At 64.3% G+C, this 26,888-nt stretch carries 26 protein-coding genes; 17 read left to right on the plus strand and 9 right to left on the minus strand.

Annotated features, from left to right (window positions below):
* Positions 1–46 precede the first annotated feature (46 nt).
* Together cobS and ACN0TK_RS01735 are read right to left on the minus strand one after the other, a co-directional pair.
* Positions 47–1,024 carry a cobaltochelatase subunit CobS gene (gene cobS / locus ACN0TK_RS01730; protein WP_417307702.1) on the minus strand — a complete coding sequence of 326 codons (978 nt, stop codon included), beginning with the start codon at positions 1,022–1,024 and terminating at the stop codon, positions 47–49.
* Between the two features lie 100 nt (positions 1,025–1,124).
* Complete coding sequence (locus ACN0TK_RS01735; protein WP_417307703.1) at positions 1,125–1,763, minus strand: J domain-containing protein; 639 nt, start codon at positions 1,761–1,763, stop codon at positions 1,125–1,127.
* Between the two features lie 39 nt (positions 1,764–1,802).
* Here ACN0TK_RS01735 and ACN0TK_RS01740 point away from each other — a divergent pair, with 39 nt between their 5' ends.
* Positions 1,803–2,072: a BolA family protein gene (locus ACN0TK_RS01740; protein WP_417307704.1), complete on the plus strand. Its 270-nt coding sequence runs from the start codon at positions 1,803–1,805 to the stop codon at positions 2,070–2,072.
* Positions 2,073–2,343: 271 nt separating this feature from the next.
* A complete protein-coding gene (locus tag ACN0TK_RS01745) occupies positions 2,344–3,381 on the plus strand; it encodes an OmpA family protein (RefSeq protein ID WP_417307705.1) in 1,038 nt (345 codons plus the stop codon).
* On the opposite strand, the gene aroB is transcribed toward ACN0TK_RS01745, so the two are convergent.
* Together aroB and ACN0TK_RS01755 are read right to left on the minus strand one after the other, a co-directional pair.
* Positions 3,371–4,492, minus strand: a complete 1,122-nt coding sequence (gene aroB / locus ACN0TK_RS01750; protein WP_417307706.1) for a 3-dehydroquinate synthase — start codon at positions 4,490–4,492, stop codon at positions 3,371–3,373. The two genes, ACN0TK_RS01745 and aroB, sit on opposite strands and share 11 nt — an antisense overlap.
* Positions 4,482–5,075: a shikimate kinase gene (locus tag ACN0TK_RS01755; protein ID WP_417307707.1), complete on the minus strand. Its 594-nt coding sequence runs from the start codon at positions 5,073–5,075 to the stop codon at positions 4,482–4,484. The genes aroB and ACN0TK_RS01755 overlap by 11 nt, the downstream gene beginning before the upstream one ends.
* 175 nt (positions 5,076–5,250) lie before the next feature.
* Here ACN0TK_RS01755 and ACN0TK_RS01760 point away from each other — a divergent pair, with 175 nt between their 5' ends.
* Both ACN0TK_RS01760 and ACN0TK_RS01765 read left to right on the plus strand, forming a co-directional pair.
* Positions 5,251–5,547 (plus strand): hypothetical protein, encoded by a 297-nt coding sequence (locus ACN0TK_RS01760; RefSeq protein WP_417307708.1) that lies wholly within the window; start codon positions 5,251–5,253, stop codon positions 5,545–5,547.
* Positions 5,544–6,449 (plus strand): site-specific tyrosine recombinase XerD, encoded by a 906-nt coding sequence (locus ACN0TK_RS01765; RefSeq protein ID WP_417307709.1) that lies wholly within the window; start codon positions 5,544–5,546, stop codon positions 6,447–6,449. The genes ACN0TK_RS01760 and ACN0TK_RS01765 overlap by 4 nt, the downstream gene beginning before the upstream one ends.
* 97 nt (positions 6,450–6,546) lie before the next feature.
* Here the strand turns inward: ACN0TK_RS01765 and ACN0TK_RS01770 are convergent, their stop codons facing one another.
* Positions 6,547–6,885: a hypothetical protein gene (locus tag ACN0TK_RS01770; protein WP_417307710.1), complete on the minus strand. Its 339-nt coding sequence runs from the start codon at positions 6,883–6,885 to the stop codon at positions 6,547–6,549.
* Between the two features lie 179 nt (positions 6,886–7,064).
* On the opposite strand from ACN0TK_RS01770, the gene ACN0TK_RS01775 reads away from it, so the two are divergent.
* From ACN0TK_RS01775 to ACN0TK_RS01790, 4 genes are all read left to right on the plus strand, one after another.
* Positions 7,065–8,024, plus strand: a complete 960-nt coding sequence (locus ACN0TK_RS01775; protein ID WP_417307711.1) for an acetyl-CoA carboxylase carboxyltransferase subunit alpha — start codon at positions 7,065–7,067, stop codon at positions 8,022–8,024.
* A gap of 124 nt (positions 8,025–8,148) precedes the next feature.
* Entirely contained in the window at positions 8,149–9,186 is a 1,038-nt protein-coding gene (locus ACN0TK_RS01780) for a L,D-transpeptidase family protein (protein WP_417307712.1), read from the plus strand.
* A 3-nt stretch (positions 9,187–9,189) separates the two neighbouring features.
* Complete coding sequence (locus ACN0TK_RS01785; protein ID WP_417307713.1) at positions 9,190–9,963, plus strand: 2-dehydro-3-deoxyphosphooctonate aldolase; 774 nt, start codon at positions 9,190–9,192, stop codon at positions 9,961–9,963.
* The gene (locus ACN0TK_RS01790) at positions 9,936–10,535 is read left to right on the plus strand and encodes a hypothetical protein (RefSeq protein ID WP_417307714.1); all 600 of its coding nucleotides are present in this window, start codon (positions 9,936–9,938) and stop codon (positions 10,533–10,535) included. The genes ACN0TK_RS01785 and ACN0TK_RS01790 overlap by 28 nt, the downstream gene beginning before the upstream one ends.
* 99 nt (positions 10,536–10,634) lie before the next feature.
* Here the strand turns inward: ACN0TK_RS01790 and secA are convergent, their stop codons facing one another.
* The gene (gene secA / locus ACN0TK_RS01795) at positions 10,635–13,403 is read right to left on the minus strand and encodes a preprotein translocase subunit SecA (RefSeq protein WP_417307715.1); all 2,769 of its coding nucleotides are present in this window, start codon (positions 13,401–13,403) and stop codon (positions 10,635–10,637) included.
* 207 nt (positions 13,404–13,610) lie between these two features.
* On the opposite strand from secA, the gene ACN0TK_RS01800 reads away from it, so the two are divergent.
* Complete coding sequence (locus tag ACN0TK_RS01800; RefSeq protein WP_417307716.1) at positions 13,611–14,630, plus strand: peptidylprolyl isomerase; 1,020 nt, start codon at positions 13,611–13,613, stop codon at positions 14,628–14,630.
* A gap of 2 nt (positions 14,631–14,632) precedes the next feature.
* Here the strand turns inward: ACN0TK_RS01800 and ACN0TK_RS01805 are convergent, their stop codons facing one another.
* On the minus strand, positions 14,633–15,178 hold the full coding sequence (locus ACN0TK_RS01805) for a hypothetical protein (protein ID WP_417307717.1): 546 nt from the start codon (positions 15,176–15,178) through the stop codon (positions 14,633–14,635).
* 105 nt (positions 15,179–15,283) lie between these two features.
* Between ACN0TK_RS01805 and ppa the strand changes: the two genes are divergently transcribed.
* Together ppa and ACN0TK_RS01815 are read left to right on the plus strand one after the other, a co-directional pair.
* Positions 15,284–15,814 (plus strand): inorganic diphosphatase, encoded by a 531-nt coding sequence (gene ppa / locus ACN0TK_RS01810; RefSeq protein ID WP_417307718.1) that lies wholly within the window; start codon positions 15,284–15,286, stop codon positions 15,812–15,814.
* Positions 15,815–15,820: 6 nt separating this feature from the next.
* Positions 15,821–16,432 (plus strand): chloramphenicol phosphotransferase CPT family protein, encoded by a 612-nt coding sequence (locus tag ACN0TK_RS01815; protein WP_417307719.1) that lies wholly within the window; start codon positions 15,821–15,823, stop codon positions 16,430–16,432.
* A 181-nt stretch (positions 16,433–16,613) separates the two neighbouring features.
* On the opposite strand, the gene ACN0TK_RS01820 is transcribed toward ACN0TK_RS01815, so the two are convergent.
* Entirely contained in the window at positions 16,614–18,092 is a 1,479-nt protein-coding gene (locus tag ACN0TK_RS01820) for an MDR family MFS transporter (protein ID WP_417307720.1), read from the minus strand.
* A gap of 485 nt (positions 18,093–18,577) precedes the next feature.
* On the opposite strand from ACN0TK_RS01820, the gene ACN0TK_RS01825 reads away from it, so the two are divergent.
* The 5 genes from ACN0TK_RS01825 to ACN0TK_RS01845 all read left to right on the plus strand — a co-directional run bounded on the left by ACN0TK_RS01825 (position 18,578) and on the right by ACN0TK_RS01845 (position 24,353).
* Positions 18,578–19,321 carry a TetR/AcrR family transcriptional regulator gene (locus tag ACN0TK_RS01825; RefSeq protein WP_417307721.1) on the plus strand — a complete coding sequence of 248 codons (744 nt, stop codon included), beginning with the start codon at positions 18,578–18,580 and terminating at the stop codon, positions 19,319–19,321.
* Between the two features lie 10 nt (positions 19,322–19,331).
* Positions 19,332–20,282 (plus strand): HlyD family secretion protein, encoded by a 951-nt coding sequence (locus ACN0TK_RS01830; protein WP_417307722.1) that lies wholly within the window; start codon positions 19,332–19,334, stop codon positions 20,280–20,282.
* Positions 20,279–21,247 carry an ABC transporter ATP-binding protein gene (locus ACN0TK_RS01835; RefSeq protein ID WP_417307723.1) on the plus strand — a complete coding sequence of 323 codons (969 nt, stop codon included), beginning with the start codon at positions 20,279–20,281 and terminating at the stop codon, positions 21,245–21,247. Before ACN0TK_RS01830 ends, ACN0TK_RS01835 begins: the two co-directional genes overlap by 4 nt.
* Positions 21,244–22,374, plus strand: coding sequence for an ABC transporter permease (locus ACN0TK_RS01840; RefSeq protein WP_417307724.1), 1,131 nt, complete (start codon positions 21,244–21,246; stop codon positions 22,372–22,374). Before ACN0TK_RS01835 ends, ACN0TK_RS01840 begins: the two co-directional genes overlap by 4 nt.
* Before the next feature lie 161 nt (positions 22,375–22,535).
* On the plus strand, positions 22,536–24,353 hold the full coding sequence (locus ACN0TK_RS01845; RefSeq protein ID WP_417307725.1) for a chloride channel protein: 1,818 nt from the start codon (positions 22,536–22,538) through the stop codon (positions 24,351–24,353).
* Between the two features lie 46 nt (positions 24,354–24,399).
* Here the strand turns inward: ACN0TK_RS01845 and ACN0TK_RS01850 are convergent, their stop codons facing one another.
* Positions 24,400–25,737, minus strand: a complete 1,338-nt coding sequence (locus tag ACN0TK_RS01850) for an NAD(P)H-dependent oxidoreductase (protein WP_417307726.1) — start codon at positions 25,735–25,737, stop codon at positions 24,400–24,402.
* 47 nt (positions 25,738–25,784) lie between these two features.
* On the opposite strand from ACN0TK_RS01850, the gene ACN0TK_RS01855 reads away from it, so the two are divergent.
* Positions 25,785–26,822, plus strand: a complete 1,038-nt coding sequence (locus tag ACN0TK_RS01855; protein ID WP_417307727.1) for an enoyl-CoA hydratase/isomerase family protein — start codon at positions 25,785–25,787, stop codon at positions 26,820–26,822.
* Positions 26,823–26,888: the final 66 nt, after the last annotated feature.

A 26,888-nucleotide genomic window follows, 5' to 3' on the forward strand; every position in this document is an offset into this window, starting at 1 on the left:
GGCGGACCTCGTCCTCAGCTTGAAAGGGAACGAGGTCCGGAAACCACTAGGCGGAGACCGCCATGTTTGCTGCCGATTCCGGCAGATCCACACCAAACACGCGCTGATAGAACTCCGCCACCACGGGGCGTTCGAGTTCGTCGCATTTGTTGAGGAAGGTCAGGCGGAAGGCAAAGCCGAGGTCGCCGAAAATCTCGGCATTCTCGGCCCAGGTGATCACCGTACGCGGGCTCATCACGGTCGACAGGTCGCCGTTGATGAAGGCCTGGCGGGTCAGGTCGGCCATGCGCACCATGTTGGAGACGATCTGCTTGCCCTGCTCGCCGGTATAGGACTTGGCCTTGGCCAGAACGATCCCGACTTCCTTGTCGTGCGGCAGATAGTTCAGCGTGGTGACGATCGACCAGCGGTCCATCTGACCCTGATTGATCTGCTGGGTGCCGTGATAAAGGCCCGAGGTGTCGCCCAGACCGATCGTGTTGGTCGTCGCGAACAGCCGGAAGGCCGGGTGCGGGGTGATGACGCGGTTCTGGTCGAGCAGCGTCAGGCGGCCCGCAACCTCGAGCACGCGCTGGATCACGAACATCACGTCCGGGCGGCCGGCGTCATATTCGTCGAAGACGATGGCGATATTGTTCTGCACGGCCCAGGGCAGGATGCCGTCACGGAATTCGGTGACCTGCTTGCCGTCCTTGAGCACGATCGCGTCCTTGCCGACGAGATCGATACGGCTGACGTGGCTGTCGAGGTTGACGCGGACCAGCGGCCAGTTCAGCCGCGCCGCAACCTGCTCGATATGGGTCGATTTGCCGGTGCCGTGATAGCCCTGCACCATGACACGCCGGTTGAAGGCGAAGCCGGCGAGAATGGCCAGCGTGGTGTTGTGATCGAACAGATAGTCCGGATCGGCGGCGGGCACATGCGGATCGGACTCGGCATAGCCCATGACCTTCATGTCGCTATCGATGCCGAAGGTCTCGCGGACCGAAAATTCCTTGTTCGGCAAGTTCTTGAATTCAGCCATTGGAAAAGCTCGCAGAGATAGTCAAGACAGCTGTCTTGGGGGATTGGCGGCTCTATAGCAGTATCGGGCGGCGCGGGGTAGACCCGCCGGCAGCGGCAGTTTAGCGGCCGGTGAAGCCCTTCTGCTTGAGATGGGTGTAGGCGGTAATGATGGCGCGCAGCCGGTCTTCGGAACTGCGGTCGCCGCCATTGGCATCCGGGTGGTGGATCTTCACCAGGGCCTTGTAAGCCGATTTGATCTCTTCAGCCTTGGCGTAGGCCGAAAAACCCAGAATTTCCAGCGCCCGACGGTCCTGCTCGTGCAGCGGTTTGACGCGCTCGGCTTCCGGCACCTTGGACTGGTGACGGGCATAGCGGGCGAACACGCCGAACGGATCGGCATTGCGCTTGCCGTTGGAATTGCGGCGCATGTGCTGCGGCATTTCCTGGCCGGCATCGGCGCCGGGCTTGCTGCCCGTGCCCCAGCTGGGGCGGCCGGGGGTGTCGGCGGCGCGCTTGATATGGTTGTCCATTTCCTCGGGCTTCATGCCGTCGAAGAAGTTGAACACCTGATTGTAGTGGCGCACGTGCTTGAGGCAGAAGTCGTGATACTGCCCCGGCGACCCTGGACCCTTGGGGGCCTTGTAGGCGCCTGGCTCGTCACAGCCTTCCCACTCACACATCTTCACGTCCGCGGCCGGCTTGTCGCCCCGTCGCTTGCTGATCCGGATGCTGTCGAAGTACTTGGAATCCAGTTTCATCAATCCTAGGTAGGGTTCCGCAACAAGGGCTGAACCAGCATGCATACAACTGTTCGTGACGCGATCGTTGAAAAACTATCGGTCAATTTCGCGCCGAGCCACCTCGAGGTGATCGACGAAAGTGCAAAGCACCAGGGTCACGCCGGGTTCCGGCCTGGCGGCGAAACACATTTCCGCGTCCGCATTGCAGCGCCTGCCCTTGATGGCATGAACCGTGTCGCGCAACACCGCGCAATCATGGCTCCACTCAGCACCGAGCTGGCCGAGGGCGTCCACGCTCTGGCAATCGAAGTCCTGCCAAACGCATAAGGCGCCATAAGGGCAGCGCCCTCATTAGCACCTGAACGCCAGCCCCGCCATGCCCTTGGCCCGTTTGCGGGCCGTGGGGCAGGCTCGAGCCGATCGGCTCGGCGCCAGCGCCGCAACATAAGCAATTCGGGCGGCGGTTTCCACCGCCTTGATGGCACAAATATGCCGTGCCGCATTGCTGCCCGATGCTGGGCCGCGGTGCCCCAATATTTGCTCAATTTCGTCCCTCCCGTCGGGCAGCCTTCCGCGCGCAGACAATCAGGAGGGCGACATGATTCATCGCATTCATATGGCCGCGCTGGCCATTTTCAGTGTCGGCAGCATGGCCGGCGGGGCGCTGGCCGAAGACAGTCAGTTGCAGATCGTCATCGGCGGCGAAGCCTATGACGGGGCGCCGCGCTACGCCGTCAGCTTCGACGGCACGATCCTGGGCGAGGCCGAAGTGCGCGCGGCGATCGACACGGTGGCCGACGGCACGTTTGCCGACGCAGCCGACAAGGGCGCCCATGTGCAAAGCTTCGATTTTGCCATTCCCGAGGATGTCTTCACCCCGGGCGGCGAGGTGCGGGTGCGGCTGTTGAACGAGGCCTGGGGGGGCGAAGGCTCGACGCATGACCGCAATCTCTATCTCGCGTCCGTCGCGGTGAACGGGCAGGCGGTAACGGTCTCCGGGCTCGAAACGCGCGGCACCAGGGACGATGTGGCGAACGAGGTGCTGGGAGAATTCCTCGTTCTGCGTGATGGCAATGTCGAAGGCGTCTCGCGGCCGCCGGAGACCGGATGGCCGTTGCCGGGTGCCGTCACCACGGTTGCGGCGGTGGACGATGCCGAAGCTTTGCAGCAGCCGGCCAAAACTGATGCGCTGCCACGCGACACGCTCGCTGCTGCCGCGCCGGCGGAGCCCGAAGCCGCCGCCGAGATGGTCGTCGAAACAGCACGTGTCGAGGCGCCGGCCGCCCCGGCAGATCGCGCCGCCACCGCCTGCACGCGGGACGAGATCTACAATGTCGTCGGCTTCAACGAGAACTCCAATGATCTCACGCCCAAGCTCACGGCGCGGCTCGACCAGATCGTCGCCGATATAGGCAATGAGAGCTGCCGTCTTCTCGTCACCGGATATTCCAGCCGGCAGGGCGATCACGCCACCAATGCGCTGTTTGCCATCGAGCGCGCGCAGAATGTGCTGGGCTATCTCAGGGAAAAGGGCGTGCCGTTCGAACGAGCGACGGCGACCGGCGGCGGGGCAACCGAAGAGTTCGGCGAAAGCTATGCGGCCAACCGCCGGGTGGTGATCGCGGTCACGCCGTAGCGCGCATCTCGTCGAGGAAGGCGCGGACGGCGGCCGGGTCGACATTGCGCTCGATGAAGGCCTTGCCGATGCCGCGGGTCAGGATGAAGGTCAGCGCGCCGCGCACGACCTTCTTGTCCTGGCCGATGGCATTCATCAGGTAATCGGTGTCCGGCAGGTCACCCGGAATATCGCTGATCCGCGTCGGCAGCCCGGCGGCATCGAGGTGCCGGGCGATGCGCACGGCATCCTGGCCCGGCGCGAGGCCGAGCCGGTTGGAAAACTCATGCGCCAGCACCATGCCGATGGCGACGCCTTCGCCATGCAGCAGCCGGTCGGAATAGCCGGTCGCCTTTTCCAGCGCATGGCCGAAGGTGTGGCCGAGGTTGAGCAGGGCGCGGACGCCGGTTTCGCGCTCGTCCTCGAGCACGAAGCGGGTCTTGGCGGCGCAGCAGCGCGCCACCATTTCGGCCCGCAGCGCCCGGTCGCCGTCGAAGATCGCTGCGCGGTTCTCCTCCAGCCAGAAATAGAAGGGCTCGTCGTCGATCAGCCCGTATTTCACCACTTCGGCATAGCCGGCAGCGAATTGGCGCTGTGGCAGGGTGTCGAGCGCATCGAGATCGGCCAGCACCAGGCGCGGCTGGTGAAAGGCGCCGATGAGGTTCTTGCCATGCGGTGAATTGATGCCGGTCTTGCCACCCACCGAGGAATCCACCTGGGCCAGCAGGCTGGTGGGGATCTGGATAAAATCCATGCCGCGCCGGGTGATCGATGCGGCGAAGCCGGCGAGATCGCCGATCACGCCACCGCCGAGCGCAATGACCAGATCGCCGCGTTCGAGGCGCGCGGCCAGCAGGCCGTCGACGGCTTCGCCGAGATGGTCGAGCGATTTCGTCGATTCGCCGTTGGGCAGGACGACGGTCGCATAGCCGATCCCGGCGGCGTCGAGGGCGCCGGTCAGCCGGCCAAGCTGCGCCTTGGCCACTTCGGTGTCAGTGATGATGCCATAGCGGCGGCCGGGGAAACGTTCAGCGAGGCGGGTGCCGGCGCTTTCCATAAGCTCGCTGCCGATCATGATGTCATAGGCGCGGCCGGGCAGGGGCACGTGCACGCAGGCGGGCTCAGAGCTCATTGGTGAGGCTTTCGGTGGCGATCTGCGGCAGGTGGGCCAGAAGCGCATTGATCACGTCGGTCGCCACCTGTTCCTGCGGCACATCGCGCGAGACGACGGTGACATCGGCCTCGGCATAGGTCGGGTAGCGCGCGTCGATCAGCGTCTTCAGCGTTTCGCGCGGGTTGGCGGTCTTGAGCAGCGGGCGATTTGAGCGGCGGGAGACGCGGGCGAACAGCAGCTCGAAATCGGCCTTGATCCACACCGAGACGGCGGCCTCTTTTACCAAGGCACGGGTTTCCGGGTTCATGAAGGCGCCGCCACCGGTGCCCAGCACTACAGCGTCCTCGCGCAGCAGCCGGGCGATGACCTTGGCCTCGCCGGCGCGGAAATCGGCCTCGCCATGCGCCTTGAAGATGTCCTCGATGGACATGCCAGCGGCCTTTTCCACCTCTTCATCGCTGTCGATGAAGCGGCGGCCGAGGCGGTTGGCGAGGCGGCGGCCGACCGTGGTCTTGCCGGCGCCCATCATGCCGACGAGCACGATCGACCGGCCAGCCAGCCGGCGCAGCAACTCGTCCCGAACGGTCTCGCGTGTGCTCACCTGGCCCTTCATCGGCTACCCCCACGCAGGCCATCAACCGTCAGGCGGCGCGCTTGTCAATGCTGCTGCGTTGCACCCGCCAGGGCACTCTGACAGATTATCAACCATTCGCGCATAGGTTGAACCCGCTCACGAAACGGGGGACACTGTCTCCGCGTGACAAAACCGGATTGCCATGCCGACCCTCATTCGACTCTTCATTGTTCTGCTGGTTCTTGCTGGTCTCGCCTACGGGGCCATGGTTGCGCTCGTCGCGACAGTAGAGCCGCGCGAAAAGCTGGAAACGATTCGCATCCCAACGCGCGAACTGGTGCCACAGCCCAGTCGCGATCCGCTGGTCCGCCGCGAGATCGACACGAGCCGCACGGCACCGGAACCAACGCCGGCGCCCGCGGCCCAGCCGATCCCGCCGGCCGACACGAGCGCCGCGGATGAAGAAGGCGTGGTGACACTGCAGCCCGGCATAGAATGAGCGAGCGGCATCTGATCGAGTCCTTTCTCGAGATGATGAGTGCCGAGCGCGGCGCAGCCAGGAACACCATCGCTGCCTACCGCCGGGATCTCGAGGACTATCTCGGCTATCTCGCAGGCCAGCAGCTCAGCGCGCTCAAGGCCGGCAAGGACGCGGTCAGCGGTTATCTCGAAACGCTCGCGGCGCAGGGGCTCGCGGCCTCGAGCAGCGCGCGGCGTCTCTCCGCCATCCGGCAGTTTCATCAGTTTCTCGCCGCCGATGCGGTGCGCGCCGACGATCCCACCCGAATCATCGCCTCGCCACGCGCCAGGCGGGGCCTCCCCAAGGTGCTGTCGGTGGGCGAAGTCGACCGGCTGCTGACGCTGGCGGAGACCGAAGCGGTCGAGGCCGGTACGGCCAGGCCATTTGCGGCGCGGCTGCATATCCTGCTCGAACTGCTCTATGCGACCGGCATGCGCGTTTCCGAACTGGTGGAGCTCAAGCGCAGCGCGGTGCTGCGCGAAGCCGCCTTCCTCACGATCATCGGCAAGGGTGGCAAGGAGCGAATCGTGCCGCTTACCGATCGGGCTCGCGATGCGGTGCGGACCTATGTCGCGACATTGCCGCCCGGCGTCTGGCTGTTTCCGGCCGGCGGCGAGAGCGGGCATCTGACGCGGCAGGTGTTTGCGCGCGAGCTCAAGGGCCTTGCAACGCGCGCCGGGTTGTCGGCGAGCCGGGTGTCACCGCATGTGCTGCGACACGCCTTCGCCAGCCACCTGCTGCAGGGTGGGGCGGATCTGCGGGTCGTCCAGACGCTTTTGGGTCACGCTGATATCTCGACGACACAGATCTACACCCATGTGCTCGACGAACGGCTGCGCAGCCTCGTCGAGGGGCATCACCCGCTGGCGGATATCGATTAGAGAGCTTCCGAAGAACGGCAACGGTTTTCCGGTTCGGAAACGCGACCAAACAAGGACGCATGATCATTTCACCGTTTCAAACAAACGGTGAAATGATCTAGGTCGGTCGGCTGCGCAGGCTTTCCATCTGCGCGAGCAGATCATCCAGCCGCTGCAGCACATCGCCCATGACCATGGGCTTTTTCGCTTCAACCGGGCGCGACGCGCTGCGCGGTGCCGGGGCACGCAGATAGGTCATCAGGTCGTCGCGGCGCTGGCGCCGCTGACGGCGCAGCAGACGGGCACGCTCCAGCGCGGCATGATCGTCGGCGAGGGCAAAGCGTTGCCCGCAGCCGGGGCAGCAGCTCTCGCCGCCCGGACGCACCAGGCGGGCACTTTCGGAAAAGCTCTCGTTACAATGGGGGCAGACAAGGGCGACCGGCGCATGAATGCTCATCGCGGATCCGTCGGTGACAGATAACTCAACATGCCCCCAAGCTGACAGCAAAGCCTCGCGCAAATCTTAACGTTTGGGCGCTTGTTGCGCATCGCTTGACTCAAGGCGCCCCCATCGCCACTTTCCGGCCACTTTGACGCGTGACCTGAGCACGCGAAACCAATGGATACAGAGGCCGGATGCAATCCTATCTCGATTTCGAAAAGCCGGTGGCCGATCTCGAAAGCAAGATCGCCGAACTGAAATCGCTCGCGACCGGTGATCAGGCCGTGTCGATCGACGAAGAGGTTGGCCGGCTCTCGGCGCGTGCCGACGAGGCGCTGGTCGACATCTATCGCCGGCTCACACCGTGGCAGCGCATGCAGGTCGCCCGCCATCCGCTGCGGCCGCATTTTTCCGATTATGTCGGGGCGCTAATCACCGAGTGGACGCCGCTGGCCGGCGACCGAAAATTCGGCGAGGACGCTGCGCTGCAGGCCGGCTTCGGCCGCTTCCGCGGGCAGGCCGTTGCCATTTTGGGACAGGAGAAGGGCTCGGACACCGAGACCCGGCTCAAGCATAATTTCGGCATGTCGCGGCCCGAAGGTTATCGCAAGGCCGTGCGCATCATGGAAATGGCCGACCGGTTCGACATTCCGGTGATTTCGTTCGTCGATACAGCCGGGGCGTTCCCAGGCATCGACGCCGAAGAGCGCGGCCAGGCCGAGGCGATTGCCCGGTCGACCGAGAAGTCGCTGGAGCTCGGCGTGCCGAATCTGTCGATCATCATCGGCGAGGGCGGCTCCGGTGGCGCCATCGCCATTGCAGTGGCCAATCGCGTCCTGATGCTGGAAAACTCAATCTACGCAGTGATTTCGCCGGAAGGCGCCGCCTCGATCCTGTGGCGCGATCCGGCCAAGGCGCAGGATGCTGCCAACAACATGAAGATCACCGCGCAGGATCTGATGAGCCTCGGCGTGATCGACGGCATCATCGGGGAGCCAGCAGGTGGTGCGCATCGTCATCACGCAGAGGTGATGGAAAAGACGGGCAAGGCGATTGCCGATTTTATGACCGATTTCCCGGGTACCAAGGGGCGGTTGGAGATTCGAGAACACAGGCGGGACAAATACATCGCCATTGGTTCGAAATTGAATTGATCTGCCCCGAGCCGGTGCGCCATAGCGGATGGGTAAGGTTCGATTAACCATCTGCGCTAAGCGGGCCGTAACCGTGTGACGCGTAACCGGTGAGGCGGGAGTGCCGTGTTTCAGGTGTCGGGTCGTGAACAGAATTTTGCTTAAGGCAATCGGGGCCCTCGCGGTCCTCGGACTTGCGGCGTTGCTCGCCGGTTGCAACGGGCTGACGTCCGGCAACGCGCGCTCGACTCAACCGCTCAAGTCGGCGACGGTCAGCAAGCTCAGCGCCATGGGCTCGTCGCCCGGCGCGGCGATGATGATCCGCATCTACAAGGAAAGCTCCGAACTCGAGGTCTGGAAGCAGGTCGGCAACGGCAGCTTCAAGCTGTTCAAGAGCTATGAGATCTGCGCCTGGTCCGGCGCACTGGGCCCCAAGATCAAGGAAGGCGACCGCCAGTCGCCCGAGGGCTTCTACACCATCACGCCCGGCCTGATGAATCCGAACTCGAACTACTATCTGGCGTTCAATACCGGCTTTCCCAACAAGTTCGACCGGGCGCATGGCCGTACCGGCAGCGACCTGATGGTGCATGGCGATTGCTCGTCACGCGGTTGCTACTCGATGACCGACGAGTCGATCGCCGAGATCTATGCGCTGGCCCGCGAGACGTTCAAGGGCGGCAACAACTCCTTCCAGCTGCAGATCTTTCCCTTCCGCATGACGGCGAAGAACTTCGCGCGCCATGCCGACAGCCCGCATATGAGCTTCTGGCGCGACATCAAGGAAGGCTACGACCGGTTCGAGGTCGCCAGACGGCCCCCGACCTGGGATGTGTGCGAAAAGCAGTATGTCTTCGGCGTTTCGGGCGGCGGTCTCGACGCCGCGGCGTCCTGCCCATCCGGTGCCAAGGTGCTGCCGGCCAGCGTCGCGGCGCGCCAGCAGGCCGACGATGCGGCGTTCAAGACCGAGCTCGCGGCGATCAACGACCGGGCGGCAAAGCAGGCGGCCGAGGAGCAGGCGGCGGCCGATGCCAAGGAATCTGCGAAGGCGCGCGGCGAGGCCATTGGCTCCTTCTTCGGCGGTCTCTTCGGTGGCGAGAACAGCGCCGAGGCCGATCAGCAGCCCCAGACGACAGCGCCCCAGTCCGCGCCCGTGCCGCAGCCGCGCCTCGATCGCGTCTAGGCGATGCGCGGCCCAGCGACAGGTCTGGCGCTCGCCATTGTTGTCGTCACCGCAGCGGTGGTGCTGGTCCTCGGGGTGCGCCATATGTCCCGCATGACACCAACGGATGATACGCCCCAGGTCTATGATCGCAGCGCGCTGGTCGCCTCGCTCAGTGCAGCGGGGCACCAGATGGGCGATCCGGCGCATGTGCGCATCTTCAAGCGCGAGAACCGGCTGGAGCTGTGGCTTGCCGGCGATGACGGTCGCTATTCGAAGTTTCGCGATTATGAGATCTGCCGCTATTCGGGCGAGCTCGGGCCCAAGCTGGCCGAAGGCGACCGCCAGGCGCCGGAGGGGTTCTACCGGGTCGGACTGGCCCAGCTGAACCCCAACTCGCGGCATCATCTGAGCTTCAATCTCGGCTTTCCCAATGCCTATGACCGACAGCACGATCGCACCGGCTCGGCACTCATGGTGCATGGCGGCTGCTCCTCGATCGGCTGCTATGCCATCACCGACGCGCATGTCGACGAGGTCTATGCCGTGGTCGAAGCGGCGCTGAAAGCCGGGCAGGACGCGGTCGACGTGCATGTGTTCCCGTTCCGCCTGAGCAGCGAAGCGCTGAGCGCCGCGGCCGATGCGCCATGGCTTGGGTTCTGGCGCAATCTCAAGCAGGGCTACGACCTTTTCGAAGCGCAGCGGCAGCCCCCGAAAGTCGCGGCCTGCGCGGGCAGGTATGTTTTTGGCACTGAAGCGGAGGGGTCGGAATGCGCCGCAATCGTCGCCTGGTCCTGATCGACCGCATCATCCCCTTCTTGGCGGCTTTCGTCGGCCTGATCGCCCTAGCGGGTGCGATCATCGTGCAGATGAATGCCGATGCCGGGCGTCAGGCGGTCATGGTCGAGCTGGGCCGGGTGCAGGCGGAGCTCGACACCGTTGCCGAGCAGCTTGAGAGCCTTTCCATCCCGGCTGAGGATGACGGCACAGCCGAGGCGCTGCTGGCGTTGCAGACCCGTATCAACGCCCTGGAGAGTGCTCAGGCGACCGCCGAGGCAGATGCCGCGGCCGCAGAGACTCAGGCGGTCGAGACGGCCGACGTCGGGCAGCAAGGCGATGCAGACGGGCCGACGACCGATTGCATTCCGCTCGGCACACGGTTCATGGCAATCCCCAACGAAACCTATCCGCTATGCCGGATGACGACGGCGCTGCGAGTCGGCGCGATCACCGGCGATACGGTGGATGTTGGTGGCTCGGGCACGATCGTCGAGAACAGCTTCGGCACGCTGGCCGGCACCAAATGCACCATCATGGTGTTCTCGGCCGACGCTGAGGGCTTTGCCGAACTGCGGGTCACCTGCACCTGAGGGGCGCGGTCTCCAGGCACGGACCAGCGTAAAAATCAGCCCCGCGTCTCGTTGTGAGGCGCGGGGCTGCTGCGTTTCAGTGTCTGGGGTCTGCTGGCGTCAGAGCGCGCCGTGGCAGTGCTTGAACTTCTTGCCCGAGCCGCAGGGGCAGGGCGCGTTGCGGGACACGCCAACCAGCAGCTTGGGATCGATCGGTGCGAGGCTCGGGTCGGCCGCCTCGGCAACGCCGGCGCCCGATGCCGAGGCGCCGCCCATGGCAGCGAGCATCGGACCAGCCGAACGTGCCCGGCGGGGGGCATCATCGCCGAGCGCATCGTTTTCGCCGGTCAGCGGGTCCATGTGCACTTCGTTGAAGTCCGACATGTCGGGTTCATCGAGTTCCGGTGCCTGGCGCTGCAGTTCGACATGGCTGAGCTGGGTCGTGACCAGTTCGCGCAGTGTCGACAGCAGGCCCTGGAACAGCTCATAGGCTTCCTGCTTGTATTCGTTCAGCGGATCGCGCTGGGCGAGGCCGCGCCAGCCGATCACCTTGCTGAGCTGGTCGAGGGTCACGAGGTGCTCGCGCCACAAGCCGTCGATCGATTGCAGCAGAATCTGCTTTTCGACCTGACGGAAAAGATCCGGCGAGTATTTCGCGACCTTTGCAGCCGCTGCCTCATCGGCGAGCTTGACCATGCGCTCGCGCACCACCTCGGCGTCGATGCCCTCTTCCTCCGCCCATTCCTTGGCCGGAATTTCGAGGTTGAGATAGGTCTTGGCCGACGAGCCAAGCAGTTCGGTGTTCCACTGCTCGGGATAGGAGCGCTCGGGGATCGCGCGGGAGATGATGTCGTCGACGACCTGGTGGCGCATCTCGGCCACGGTCTCGTTGACGTCTTCGCTATCCATCAGTTCGAGACGTTCCGAGAAGATCGCCTTGCGCTGATCATTCATCACGTCGTCGTATTTCAGGATGTTCTTGCGGATGTCGAAGTTGCGCGCCTCGACGCGGCCCTGGGCGCGCTCGATGGCCTTGGTCACCCACGGATGGGTGATCGACTCGCCCTCTTCGAGCCCCAGCTTCGCGAGCATGGAATCCATGCTGTCGACCGGGAAGATGCGCATCAGGTCGTCCTGCAGCGACAGGTAGAACTTGGAATGTCCGGGGTCGCCCTGACGACCGGCACGGCCACGCAGCTGGTTGTCGATACGGCGGCTTTCGTGGCGCTCGGTGCCGACGATGTAGAGGCCGCCGGACGCCAGCGCATCACGCTTGTCTTTCTCGATCTGTTCCTTGATGCGGGCAATCTTGGTGTCGCGCTCGACGCCTTCGAGACCAGCGGTTTCCTTCTCGATGCGCATCTCCAGATTGCCGCCGAGCTGAATGTCGGTACCGCGACCAGCCATGTTGGTCGCAATGGTCACGGCGCCGGGCACACCAGCATCGGCGATAATCTGGGCTTCCTGCTCGTGGTGACGGGCGTTCAGCACGGCGATGTTCTCGACGCCCTTCTGCTTCAGCAGTTCGGCCAGCATCTCGGATTTTTCAATCGAGGTGGTGCCGACGAGAATCGGCTGGCCGCGGCCGCGCGCCTCGGCGATCAGATCGGCGATGGCGTTGAACTTTTCGGCTGCGGTGCGGAAGATCGCATCGTCTTCGTCGACACGCTGCACATCGACATTGGTCGGGATGGTGACGACGTTGAGACCGTAGATGTCGGCGAATTCCTCGGCCTCGGTGGCGGCCGTGCCGGTCATGCCGGCCAGCTTGTCGTAGAGGCGGAAATAGTTCTGGAAGGTGATCGAGGCCAGCGTCTGGTTCTCTGGCTGGATGGTCACGTGTTCCTTGGCCTCCAGCGCCTGATGCAGGCCCTCGGAATAGCGCCGGCCCGGCATCATGCGGCCGGTGAACTCGTCGATGATCACCACTTCGTCGTTGCGGACAATGTAGTCCTTGTCGCGCTGGAACATCTTGTGGGCGCGCAGCGCCGAATTCAGATGATGGACGAAGGCAACATTCTCGATGTCATAGAGCGACTCACTCTTCAGATGTCCATCCGCCGTCAGCTTGGCTTCGAGCTTTTCGATGCCGGCATCGGTGAAGGTGGCGGAGCGCTGCTTCTCGTCGATCTCGAAATCATCGTCGTCGAGCAGCGGGATCAGGCCGTCGACCAGCTCGTAGAGCGCCGAGCGGTCGGACGAGGGGCCGGAAATGATCAGCGGCGTCCGGGCCTCGTCGACCAGGATCGAGTCCACCTCGTCGACGATCGCGTAGCCATGACCGCGCTGCACCATCTGGGCGCGCGAGTATTTCATGTTGTCGCGAAGGTAGTCGAAGCCGAATTCGTTGTTCGTGCCATAGGTCACGTCGGCGGCATAGGCAGCCTTGCGCTCTTCGTCGTTGAGCCCATGCACGATGATGCCGGTCGTCAGACCGAGGAAGTTATAGACCTGGCCCATCCAGCCGGCGTCGCGGCGGGCGAGGTAGTCGTTGACGGTGACGACGTGCACGCCCTTGCCGGCGATGGCGTTGAGATAGACCGGCAGGGTGGCGACCAGGGTCTTGCCCTCACCGGTGCGCATTTCCGCGATCGAGCGGTTGTTGAGCACCATGCCACCGATCAGCTGCACGTCGAAGTGCCGCATGCCGAGCACACGCTTTGCAGCCTCGCGCACGGTGGCGAAGGCGGGGACCATCAGATCATCAAGGGTCTTGCCGGCGGCGAAGTCGGCCTTGAACTGTTCGGTGCGGGCGCGCAGCTCGTCGTCGCTGAGCTTTGCCAGCTCAGGCTCGAGCGCGTTGATGGCCTCCACGCGCGGCAGATACTTCTTGACCTGCCGATCGTTGGCAGAACCGAAGATCGCCTTTGCGAGCTTAGCGAATACCATAGGGCTATGTCCTCTGAATTTTCGCCCGACGGGCGTATTGCCGACGTAATGGCCAGCAAAAGTGGCGGGATTCCTGCCCGTCAACACTCTTTGAAGTGGCGAGACATGTAAGAGCGGGGGGTTGCCTTGTCAACGGAGCGGAAATGGGCCAAACCTGCCCGCCGCCGAGGGCCGGGGGCTCCGCGATAGCCGAGGAGAACTTCCAAAATGATGAATATTACACGCATGGGCCAAGGCCCTGTCTTTGCCCGTGCCGCCGCAGCGCTGCTGCTGGGCACCGCGCTGTCCGTGCTGCCGCTGGCGGCACAGGCCCAGGACAGCACTGAAACGCCCGCCGCCACCGAGGCTCCGGCCGAAGCGCCGGCGGATGCTCCCGCTGCCGAGGCTCCTGCTGCCGAGGCCCCTGCGGCCGATGCACCGGCCGCAGGCACCGAAGTCAGCCCGATGGACGTCGTCGCGACAGTTGGCGACGAAACCATCACCGAAGCGGATCTCGCCTTTGCGGCGGAAGACCTGCAGGACAATCTGGCACAGGTGCCGCCGCAGGAGCGCCGTGCCTTTCTGGTCAGCGTGCTCGTCGACATGAAGATCATGGCCAAAGCCGCGCGCGATGCCGGCATGGACCAGACCGAGCTGTTCAAGCGCCGTGTGCAGTACATGGAAGACAGCGCTCTGCGCCGCTCTTTCTTTGCCGAAAAGATCGCCGACGGCATCAACGAGGCGACGCTGCAGGCCGCCTATGACAAGTTCGTCGCCGACTTCGAGCCGGTCGAGGAGGTGCATGCGCGCCACATTCTCGTCGAGACCGAGGAAGAGGCCAAGCAGGTCGAAGCCGATCTCGAGAGCGGCAAGCCCTTTGAGATGGTGGCGATGGAAAAGACCATCGATCCGAGCGGCAAGCAGACCGGCGGCGACCTGGGCTTTTTCTCCAAGGGCATGATGGTGCCGGCCTTCGAAGAGGTCGCCTTCACGCTCGAGCCGGGTGAAGTCAGTGCGCCGGTCGAGAGCCAGTTCGGCTGGCACATCATCAAGCTCGAAGAAAAGCGGATGACTACGCCGCCGCCGATCGAACAACTGGCGCCGCAGCTTGGCCAGCAGGCCATGTATGACGCATATGACGCGACGATTACCGGCCTGCGCGACAGCACCGAGATCTCGATTCCGGATGCCGAGCTGGCGGCCGGGGTCAAGCGGCAGACTGAAGGCGAGGCGGCTCCGGCCAACTAGTTTCAGAACGCACTGAATGTGCCGACGGGCTTCGGCTCGTCGGCACAATCGAAGTCCCTGGCGGTTTCGTCAGCAGTCTTTCGGGCGAGGTCCGCCGCTTGGGGCTCGGCTTCCATGTCTATAAAGGCCACCTGGCATGTGGCGCCCGGCGCGATCTTGATGACCGTCAGCACCTGACCCGGCTCATCTTCACCCTCACGTTCGAAACTGTAGCCGACAATGGCAGCGAAGGGCTTGAAATAGCCTTCGTCGTTCGAGACGCGCCATTCGATTGCCGGTGCGAGTTCGTTGCGTGGCGGAATTGTCTGTTTGGCGGCCTTCTCGGTGGTCGAGGTGAGCCCGAACGAGACATGCATGCGCAGTTCGGACTGGCGCACCATGACCGGCATGCCCTTGAGGCCGGAGCAGGCCCAGACGCTGTTGAAGTCATCGGATTCAATGACGGTGCACTGGGTGAGATCGAGATCGGTATAGCTCGACAGCGGCTCCTGGCCGAAGGCCGGGGCGTTGGCGAGACCGAGCATCAGGGCCAGAACAGATATTTTCACGGATACGATCCTTCGGCGCATGGCGGCTGAGCGCAGGTGTGCCTTGCAATCATGTCCCGCGATGGGCAACAAGACGGCACTCGCTCAGCCCATACAGGGATACTCATGAATATCGACGCCATCGCCATCGGAAAGAACCCTCCGGACGACCTCAATGTGATCATCGAGGTGCCGCTCGGGGGCGAGCCGATCAAATACGAAATCGACAAGGAATCCGGCGCCCTGTTCGTCGACCGGTTCCTTTACACGCCCATGCGCTACCCGGGCAATTACGGCTTCGTGCCGCATACGCTGTGCGGTGATGGCGATCCGCTGGATGTCATCGTTCTGAACTCCCGGCCGCTGGTGCCCGGTGCTGTCGTGCGCTCGCGCCCGTTCGGTGTGCTGTTCATGGAAGATGATGGTGGCGTCGACGAAAAAATCCTCGCCGTGCCCAACAGCAAGCTCACTCGGATGTACGACAATATCCACGATGTGGGCGACATGCAGGAAATCCAGCTTGAGCGGGTGAAGCACTTCTTCACGCACTACAAGGATCTGGAGCCCGGCAAGTGGGCCAAGATCGAGCGGATCGGTGGCGTCGACGACGCGCGCAAGGTGATCCTCGAGTCGATCGAACGGGCCAAGAACGCCTGATCGCGCGTGCAGCCGGGGCGCATTGTCGTGCTGAACGGGGTGCCGCGATCGGGCAAAAGTTCGATCGTGGCCGCCCTGCAGGCGCGTGAGCCCGGGCGGTGGATCAATCTGGGCGTCGATCACATGCGCCGTGCGACGCCCGCCGCGTTGCAGCCGGGAATAGGCTTGCGTCCGGGCGGTGAGCGGCCCGAGCTCGAGGCACACCTGCCTATTCTGTTTGCGGCGCTCTACGAGTCCATCGCGGCACACAGCCGCCTCGGGCTCGACGTGGTTGCCGATCTCGGTCACCACGACGGCTATTCCCGTCCCCTCTACATGCTTGAAGACTCTGCGCGCCGGCTCAACGCGCTACCCGCCTGGCTGATCGGTGTCTTCTGTCCGATCGAGGTGATCATGGAGCGGCGGCGCGCCGATCCTGCAGGCTACGAGGCCGGTCCGGGCATTCCGCCGCCGGTGCAGCGCTGGCAGGACGCCGTGCATCAGCCTGGCATATACGACCTGACGGTGGACACCTCACGCAGCAGTGCGGACGAGGCGGCGTCGCAGATTCTGCGCCGGATCCAGCAGGCCCCAACTGCCTTTACGACACTGGCGGCAGGCGGAAATCCGGCGGGGTGACAAGCTGACGCAGCTAAATCGCTAAAGCGCTCTTGAAAGACGACCAGCTGAATCGTATATCCGCCCTCAGCGGTTGGACGACGGGGCGCTGTTTCCCTCCCGGCAGCCTGTCCCGACCGAAAGAAAGGCGCTCCCCGCAAGGGTTGAGCGCCTTTCGTCTTTTCAGGGCTTTGGTGTAGCCTCAGTGGCCGGCATGCGGCGGGGCATCGGCGTCGTCGGGCTTGCGCACGAAGAACGCCCCCGCCACCGCCAGCAGCGAGATGATGGCGCCGCACAGGAACCCCATGCGAATGCCACCGGAGAGCGCGTCGATCGGCGCTGCGCCCTCGGCGGACAGGCTCGCAGTACGGATGGTCATCATGGCGATGAACAGGGCCACGCCCGCCGCACCCGCCACCTGCTGGATCGATCCGAGAATCGCCGAACCATGCGAATAGAGCTTTGACGGCACCGAGCTCAGCGAAGCCGTGAACAGCGGCGTGAAAACCAGAGCCAGACCCAGCGAAATGGTGATGTGGCCGACTACGACCGCCCAGACCGGCGTGTTCTGATCGACGAGGGTCAGCATCCACAAAACGGCCGAAACGATGATCGTGCCGGGCACCAGCAGCTTGGTGGCGCCGATCTTGTCATAGAGCCGTCCGACCGTCGGGGCGAGCAGCCCCATCAGCAAGCCGCCCGGCAGCAGGATCAGCCCGGTGTTCAGCGTGCTCAGCCCGAGCACGTTCTGGGTGTAGATCGGCAGCAGGATGACGGTGCCGAACAGCGCCATCATGGCGACCGCCATGGTCATCACCGCAAAGGCATAGTTCTTCGACGCAAAGGTGCGGAAATCGAGCAGCGCCTTGTCATCCTTTTGCAGGTTCAGCTGGCGCCAGATGAAGATGCCCATGGAGACGAGGCCAATAGCCAGGGGGATCCAGGCCGGCACCAGAACCATCTCGGGGTGCGCGACGCCTTCACCGATGCTGGACAGGCCATAGACGATGCCGCCGAAGGCGAAGGCCGACAGAATGACCGAGATGATGTCGAGCGGCGCATAGCGCGGGGTCGAGACGTTCTTGATCTTGACGATACCCAGAACTAGCGCGCCGAGGGCGATCGGCAGCACGAGGATGTAGATCCAGCGCCAGTCGAGGAAATCGAGAATGAAGCCGCCGATGGTCGGACCAAGGGCGGGCGCGACGGAGATGACGATCGAGATATTGCCCATGGTCTTGCCGCGCGAGGCCGGCGGCACGAGCGTCATCACGGTGGTCATCAGCAGCGGCATCATGATCGCCGTGCCGGTCGCCTGAATCACGCGGCCGAAAACCAGCAGTTCGAGACCCGGCGACACGGCGCAGATCAGCGTGCCGACCGAAAAGATCGACATGGCGAGCATGAAGATCGGCCGGGTGTTGAGGCGCTGCAGCAGAAAGCCGGTGATCGGAATGACCACGGCCATGGTCAGCAGGAAGGCAGTGGTGAGCCACTGGGCCGCACTGGCGGTGACGTTCAGGTCGGTCATGAGGTGCGGGATCGCGACGCTCATGATCGTTTCGTTCAAAAACACCACGAAGGTCGAGACCAGCAACAGTGCAATCACCAGCCTGTTGCGGGCGGTGTTGTCGGCGGGCGCAGCAGCCGGTTGGGCGCCCAGCATCGTTTCGGCACTCATGGAGGACCTTCCTTCGTAGAGAATCTTGGAGATTTGGGCGCATTGTGTCGCACACTGCGTTCCAGACTGCCAGCCAGTCATATGCATAGGCGCTGTGCGGCAGGCCGTTCGCTCGTGCGGTTCGACCCTGCAGGCTGGCCGTGTCAGCGATATCTGCGGCGCCAGTCTGAGCGCAGAGGGCGTTTGGAGGGGACAGCTGACCCACGGCTGAGGGGGCGGCTGTCTGTCGTCCAATGCGACCGCGGCCCACCTTGCGGACGGGTGGGAAGGCCAATGTTTACGCCGCACACATAGTGCGATTTGCGCGACCTTCAGATGCCGAAACGCCGCCGAGGCCGACCCGATCCTGCTTTCTTCCACCGACCATCGCTGCCGAATTTAGACCGCCGATAGAAAAGTCATTCTGCATCAGCGCGTTGCGCAATTTGCAACTGACTGACCGGTCAGTTATATAATAAGTGACTAGCTGGTCAGGAGTGAGTTCTTTGGCAGACGACACCCATCCGAAGACGCCGTTGAGTGCAGCCGGCAGCGCGCTTTCGGGGACTGACCGCGCGGGAACGGACGAGGCAGCACCCGTACAACGCGGTCCGAAATTCCGCCGGCGGGCAGAGGCGCGGCCGGACGAAGTGCTGGATGCGGCGCTGGCGCTGTTCATCGAAAATGGCTTCGCCGCGACGCGGGTCGACGAGATCGCCAGGCGCGCCGGGGTCAGCAAGGGGACGCTCTACATCTACTTCCCCTCGAAGGATGCGGTGCTCGAGGGGCTGGTGAAGCGGGCGCTGACGCCGCTCGCCGATACGGCCTTTTCCAGCCTCGCCAGCTTCGAAGGTGATCCCCGCGTGGTGATCAGCACGGTGCTGAAGATGCTGGCCGGACGGCTGAGTGACCCCACGATGCTGGCGATCCCCAAGGTGATCCTGCGCGAAGTCGCGCAATTTCCGCACCTCGCGCAGATGTATCGCCGTGAAGTGCTGGACCGGGTGCTGCCCACCCTCGAGCGGATCATCGCCCGGGGGGTGGACCAGGGCTATCTGCGTCCCGTCGACCCGTCGCTCACCATTCGATCGATCGTTGGGCCGATCATGGCCCATGTGCTGCTCGCCGAGGTGTTCGGCATCGTGCCGTCCGACGGCATCGCAATGAGCAGGTTGATCGACAATCACCTGACCATCCTGTTCGACGGGCTCAGCGCACCCCCGGACGCCAGGCAGTGGCCGAGCAGTTGAGGGCCGGACGATGGATGCAGTCATTTCCTTTTTCGTGTCGCTTGTCGCGCTGGTGGTGCCGGGTTTCGGCGGCACCGCGCCACCACAGTACAGCGGCTATGTCGAAGCCGATTATCTTTATGTCGCGTCCGCCAGCGGCGGCGTGATCGACGCGATTGCCGTGACCGACGGCGACGTGGTGGCGGAAGGGGCGCTGCTGTTTTCGCTCAGGTACACCCAGCAGCTCGCCGTACTCCGCGGCGCGGAAGCCCGGGTGATTGCGGCGGAAGCCAGCCTCGAGAACCTCGCGACGGGCGAACGCGAGGACGAACTGGCCGTGGTGCGCGCCTCGCTGGCCCGGGCCGAGGCCGAGCAGACGCTGGCGCGTGAAACGGCGACCCGCACGGCAAAGCTGTTCGACGAGGGCCTCGTGCCCCAGGCCAAGCTCGATCAGGCCCGCGCGACGCTGGCCAGCGCCGATGCCCAGGTGCGCCAACTCGCGGCGCAGTTGAAGGTTTCTGAACTACCGGCGCGCGCTGCGCAGCGTGCCCAGGCCGAAGCCAATCTGGTGGCCGCCCGGGCCGATGCCGACAAGGCCCGCTCCGATCTGGACGAGCGCACGGTGCTGGCGCCGCAGGCGGGACGCGTCGAGCAGGTGTTCTTCGATGCCGGAGAGGTCGGTGCGGCCGGAGCGCCGGTGGTGGCGCTGCTGCCCGTGCATGCCCTCAAGGTCAAGTTTTACATGCCTGAGGCCGACCGGCCTTCATTCGCGCTCGGGGACCGGGTGGATGTGCGTTGCGACGGCTGTGCCGAAGGTATCGCCGCCACCGTGACCCGATTCGCGTCCGAGCCGCAGTTCACGCCGCCGGTGATCTATTCGCGCAGCGAGCGGCAGCGGCTGAGCTTTCTGGTCGAGGCGGTGCTGGACGGCGAGGCGGCCTTGCCTCCGGGCCAGCCGGTGACCATCGAGACGCCCGAATGAGCGCGGCCGATCAACCGCCTGCCGATGCCGCGGTGATCGACGTCACTGGGCTCACCAAGCGGTTCGGCGACAAGCTGGTGGTCGATGACTTCGATATCCGGGTGCCGAAGGGCGCGATCTACGGTTTTCTCGGCCCCAACGGGTCGGGCAAGACGACGACGATCCGCATGCTGTGCGGCCTGCTGACGGCGGATGCGGGGCAGGGCACCTGCCTCGGTTTCGACGTGCGCAACGAGCCCGAGCAGATCAAGCAGGAAGTCGGCTACATGACGCAGAAGTTCTCGCTCTACGAGGACCTGTCGATCCGCGAGAACCTCGATTTCGTGGCGCGCATGTATCGGCTCGACAACCGCCGCGCGCGTGTGGATACCGCCCTTGAAGATCTTGGCCTGGCGGATCGCGCGAAACAGCTGGCCGGCACACTGTCGGGCGGCTGGAAGCAGCGGCTGGCGCTCGCCGCCTGCCTGCTGCATTCGCCCAGCCTGCTGCTCCTCGACGAGCCGACGGCGGGCGTCGACCCCAAGGCCCGGCGCGACTTCTGGGACGAGATCCGGCGGCTCTCCGCCGAGGGCGTCACCGTGCTGGTCTCGACGCACTATATGGACGAGGCCGTACAGTGCGATTTCATCACCTATATCGCTTATGGCAAGAAGCTGATCGACGGGCCGTCCGCCGAGATTCCGAAGATGGTCGGTCTCGAAACCTGGCGGGTCGACGGGCCCGATCTTGCAGCGCTCGAAACGCGGTTGAAGCAGGAGCCGGCGGCGGCGCAGGTGGCGCGGTTCGGCACCGTGCTACATGTCTCAGGCACCGACAAGCCGGCGCTCGATGCGCTCGCCGAGCGGTTGAATGCGGCCGGGCCGCAGCGCTGGCGGCGCGAGGAGGCCGGGCTCGAAGAGGCCTTCATCTATCTGATGGCCGGGTCGCGCGACAATTTCTCCCGAGATGGCGAGGCGGCGGCATGAGTGCGCTGTCCCTGCGCCGCTTCGGCGCCGTGCTGACCAAGGAGTTCATCCAGATGCGGCGCGACCGCATCACCTTTGCAATGATGATCGCCCTGCCGATCGTGCAACTGATGCTGTTCGGCTTCGCCATCAATTCCGACCCGCGGCATCTGCCGACCCTGGTGGAGGTAGGCGACAATGGACCCGTGACCCGCGCCGTGATCGCGGCCATGCAGAACTCGAGCTATTTCGATTTTCGCGGCGCGGTCGACAATGGGGCTGCGGGCGAAGAGGCGCTGCGGCAGGGCGCGGCCAATTTCGTCGTGGTCTTCCCACCCGATTTCGAGCGCGACGTGGTCCGCGGCCGGGCCCCGGAGATTCTGGTCGCTGCGGACGCGTCCGACCCCTCGGCGACCGGCGGTGCCGTGGGTGCATTGAACGGCATCATCGCGGTCGCTATCCGCGAAGCGCTGAGTGGTGCGCTGGCCGTCAGCGCCAAGCCCCCGCCTTTTTCGGTTGTCGTTCACCGCGCCTACAACCCGGAAGGCAAAACCTCGGTTAATATCGTGCCGGGCCTGCTGGGCATCATCCTGTCGATGACCATGGTGATGATCACCGCGGTCGCCATCGTCAAGGAGACCGAGCGCGGCACGATGGAAATGCTCATCGCCACGCCGGTCAAACCGCTCGAGGTGATGGCCGGCAAGATCCTGCCCTATGTGGTGGTCGGCTATGTGCAGACCATCGTCTTTCTGGTTGCGGCGCGGCTGGTCTTTGGCGTGCCGTTCGACGGCAGCCCCCTTGCCTTCTTCGTCGGCTTCAACCTTTTCATCGTCGTCAATCTGGCACTGGGCTTTCTCATCTCGACGGCGGCGCACAACCAGATGCAGGCGATGCAGCTGAGTTTTTTCACCATCCTGCCGTCCATTCTGCTGTCGGGCTTCATGTTCCCCTTCGCCGGCATGCCGGGTTGGGCCCAGTTGCTGGGGACAGCGGTGCCGTCGACGCATTTCCTGCGGATCGTACGCAAGGTCATGCTGAAGGGCGGTGGTCTTGGTGACGTGACCGGAGAGCTCGGCGCCCTCGTCGTGACACTGGTGATCATCGCCGCCATCGCGGTGCTGCGCTATCGACAGACACTCGACTGATGCGCAGCCACCGGGGTGGACACGGCGGGCCTTGAGGCGCAAAGAGGCGCCCGGGCCACCTGTCCGATCGGGCAGGTCGCGCTCTCACCAGCCAGATTTGTGCGAAAGGAATGTCACGTGACCAGTTCGATCGTCAGCCGCTCGAATGTGGAGCTCAGGCCATGACGCAGCGAACGGCACAGCCGCAGACCGTCGCCGAAGAGGCTGGGGATACACCGGAAAAGGGCCTGAGCCTGTTGACGCTCAGTCTGCTGGCGCTGGGCCTCGGCATTTTTACCGGCTTCGGGGCGCTGATCTTCCGGCTGCTGATCAACTTCGTCCACAATGTCTTCTTCAACGGCAGCTTCAATCTCGAATACGACGCCGACAGCTTCACCGACCCCAGCCGCTGGGGCTGGCTGATCATCTTCGCGCCGGTGATCGGTGGGCTGGTGGTCACCTGGCTGGTGAGCAATTTCGCGCCCGAGGCGAAGGGCCACGGCGTGCCGGAGGTGATGGACGCGATCTACTACAAGGAAGGCAAGATCCGCCCGGTCGTGGCTCTGGTCAAATCGGTGGCATCGGCTTTCGCAATTGGCTCGGGATCCTCGGTGGGCCGCGAGGGGCCGATCATCCAGATCGGCTCGGCTCTGGGGTCGACGCTGGGGCAGATCGTCAAGATGCCGGTGGGGCAGCGGATCGCCCTGGTCGCGGCCGGTGCCGGGGCGGGCATCGCCTCGACCTTCAACACCCCGATCGGCGGGGTGATGTTCGCGATCGAACTGATGCTGCCCGAAGTCAGCGTCGTCACCTTCCTGCCGGTCGCGATCTCAACTGGCGCGGCGACCTTTGTCGGCCACTGGTTCTTCGGCGATGCGCCGGCGTTTTCGGTGCCACCGATCGAGGCGATCAATTCGGAGCCGAGCGCCATCGTGCTGCTGGTGCTCTACGCGCTGATGGGCGGTGTGGTGGGCGCCGCAGCGGCCGGTTTCATCCGGCTATTGCATTTCGCCGAGGACAATTTCGACCGTATCGGCAATCGCTATCTGCGCCATTCCATCGGGATGCTGATGGTCGGCATCATGATGTATGTGCTGATGGTGTCGTTCGGCCAATACTATGTTGACGGCGTCGGCTACGGCACGATCGGCTCGGTGCTGAACGACGAGACCAATATGGTCTGGCTGTTGCTGTTGCTGTTCGCCTGCAAGGCGGTGGCGACCTCGCTGAGCCTGGGGTCGGGCTCGTCGGGCGGCATCTTCTCGCCGTCGCTGTTCATGGGCGCGACACTGGGCGGCGGGTTCGCCGCGGCGCTGAACGCCGTCGGGTTCCCGATCGAACTCAGCGTGCCGGCTTTTGCGATGATCGGCATGGGCGCAATGGTCGGCGGTGGCACTGGCGCGGTGATGACTGCGGTCGCCATGACGTTCGAGATGACGCGCGACTACAATATCGTCATGCCGATGATCCTGGCGGTGGCGACGAGTGTCGGCGTGCGGCGGCTGTTGCTGTTCGAGAACATCTACACCATCAAGCTGGTGCGGCGCGGGCGCTCGATCCCCAAGGCGCTGCATTCCAACATGTTCCTCGTCAAGCATGCCCGCGAGGTGATGGACAAGGACGTGCTGGTGCTGCCGGCCGAGTCCAGCTTCGACGCCTTCCTGCGTGAACATGAGGCCGAAGGCCGGTTGCGCTATGTCGTGGTGGTGAAGGGCGACCAGCTGTTCGGTGTCATCCGGGTCAATACCGGGCTGCGGCGCGGGCTGGAGAGCACCGAGACCGGCGTCACCCTGGGCGATGTCGCGAGCCGCGATTTCACCATCGTTGGCGAAGAGTTCGTGGCGTCTGACATCATCGAGCGCATGTGGCGCAAGAACGCCATCATGGCGGTGGTGGTCAGCGGCCATGGCGTGCCGCGCGCCGCTGATGTCGCCGGTGTCATCACGCGCGAACATGTGGCGAATTCGGTGGCCGAAGGGCTGAAGATCTACCCGCGCTGAATGACGCAAACCCGGGCGCCAGCGGCGTCCGGGCCTCCATAACCCGTCAGACGCCCAGCATCTTGTCCTGCAGCTGGCGCAGAGCAAACAGCCGCGTCGTCGCATCAGGTGCCGCATTGGCACGGGTCAGCAGGTCGCCCTTTTTCACCGGAGCCGTCACCTTGCCGCCCTCGAGCAGGCCGACCGGCACCGCGCCCTTGGCGCGGGCATCGCCGACCGTGAGAATGAAGCTGCGGTAGCAGGTCTCCCCGATCGCATCGAAAGTCTCGCCGACGGCGAGATCGCGCTTGGCGACGGCGCAGACTTCGGCGACGGGCTCGGGCAGCGGCACCATGTCGGGCTTGCCGTAGAGCATGATCCGCGCCGCGGTCAGCGGCACTTCCAGCGAAGTCAGGTGATAGGGGCGGAAGAAGGAGTAGTAGGGCCCAACCCCGACATGCAGGTCATCCATACGCTCGATGATGCGCGGGTGCTCGGCCTCGACGATGACGAAGACGCCCGGGGCGACGCCCTTACCCACCGTGAAGTCGACGACGCCTTTCTTGGTGAGGATCCCGCCATCTTCCTCGGGGATCAGCACCTTCACCATGTCGTCGCGATCGGCCTTGGGGCCATGCATGCCCGGCACGTCCGGCACCAGGCCGGTGGCATTGGCGATACACGCCATCTCCACCATGGTCTTCGAGCCATCGACAAACTCGACCAGCATGCGCGGGTTCATGTTCCGGCGCTCGGCTTCCTCGCGATAATCGTCGGGGACGGCATCGTGGTTCAGCGGGTTGTTCTTGCCCTTGCCGGCGGCAACGACGCGGTAGCCCAACGCCGCCGAGAACTCGATCAGTTCCATGCAGCTCGACGGTTCGTCGCCGGCGCCGACGGAATAGATCACGCCAAGCCGGTCGGCTTGCTGCTTGAGATAGGGGCCGATGGTGACGTCGGCCTCGACGTTCATCATCACGAGGTGCTTGCCGTGCTCCATGGCCATCAGGTCATAGTCGGCCGCGACCCCGGGCTTGCCGGTCGCGTCGATCACCACGTCGATCAGCGGGTTGGTGACCAGCCGCTCGACCGAGGTGACGGCGAGCTTACCCGTTTCGATGGCGCTGGTGACCTGGCTTTCGGTCTCGGATTCTGCCACCCGTTCCTCATCGCCCCAGGCGATGCGCGCGGCGGCCCGGGCGGTGTGCGGGCGGCGCGTGGCGATGGCGGAAATCTCGAGCCCGGGCATCAGGGCGCCCTGGGTGACGAGATCGGTGCCCATTTCGCCGGAGCCGATGACGCCGATGCGGATCGGCTTGCCCGACTCCTGGCGTGCCATCAGATCACGGGCGATGCCGGTGCGATGAACGTTGACGAGCGGGGTGGCTGGAATGTTTTCCTTCATGGCACAGTGATTTATCACCGGCTCATGGGGATGGGAACTCAATAGACGTGACAGATCTTGTCGAAATCACCCGCGCGGGGCGAATGGGGGTGATCACCCTCAATCGTCCCGGTGCCATCAATGCCCTCAATCGCGAGATGGTCGACGCGATCTCGGCGACACTCACCGCGTGGCAGGCGGACGATGGTGTCGCGCTGGTGTTGTTCACGGGGCGGGGCCCGAAGGGCTTTTGCGCCGGCGGCGATGTGCGCGCGGTGCGACAGGCCATCATCGACGGGCGGGTCGAGGACGCCCATGCCTATTTCTCCGCCGAGTATGCGATGAACGGGCTGATCGCCACCTATCCCAAGCCGATCGTGGTCTTGGCGGCTGGCATTGTCATGGGAGGCGGTATCGGCATAGCCGGTCACTGCCGCTATCGGGTGACGACGCCCGAGGCGCGCTTTGCCATGCCGGAAGCGGCCATCGGATTTTTCTCCGATGTCGGGGTGAATGCGATCGTGCGGTCGGCACCCCAGCAGCATGCACTGCCTTGGTTGATGGCAGGCCTGCCAGTGGGTGCCGGTGATGCAGTGGCGCTCGGCCTTACAGACTGGGTGGTACCGCTCGAGACTCTTCAAGGATTGGAAGCCGAGCTTGGTGCGGCGGCATCGGGTGCAGATGTTGAAGCTGGCGTCAGAGCTGCCATTGCTGCGGTCGCGATCGCGCCAGGCGCTGCGGACTATTGCGCCGCGGCGGACCAACTCCCTCGGTCCGTCGACTGGCATGACCCTGCGGCCATCATGGCGGCCATCGCGGACGAGCCTGCCCTATCGAAGCTCGCCGCGGCGCTCCCGGTGCGGTCGCCCACGGCGCTGGCCGCGATCGTCGTCGCACATCAGGCGGCCCGCCAACTCGACACTGTTCAGGATATTTTGGCGTTCGATCTACGCATGGCGCAGTATCTGTCGCGCTTACCAGATTTTTCCGAAGGCGTCCGGGCAGTGCTGGTCGACAAGGATCAGACCCCGCGCTGGCGGCCTGACAGCCTCGCTGAGGTCGACCGTCAGGCCCTAGAAAACGTGTCCGCTTTTCCGCGCATCTAGGGGCCTCCCCTAAGACATGTTTAGCGATTCCTAAACAGTTGTGGTGCGAATTTGCCCGAGGAAAAT

The organism is Devosia sp. (assembly GCF_048261455.1).
Taxonomy (GTDB): domain Bacteria; phylum Pseudomonadota; class Alphaproteobacteria; order Rhizobiales; family Devosiaceae; genus Devosia_A.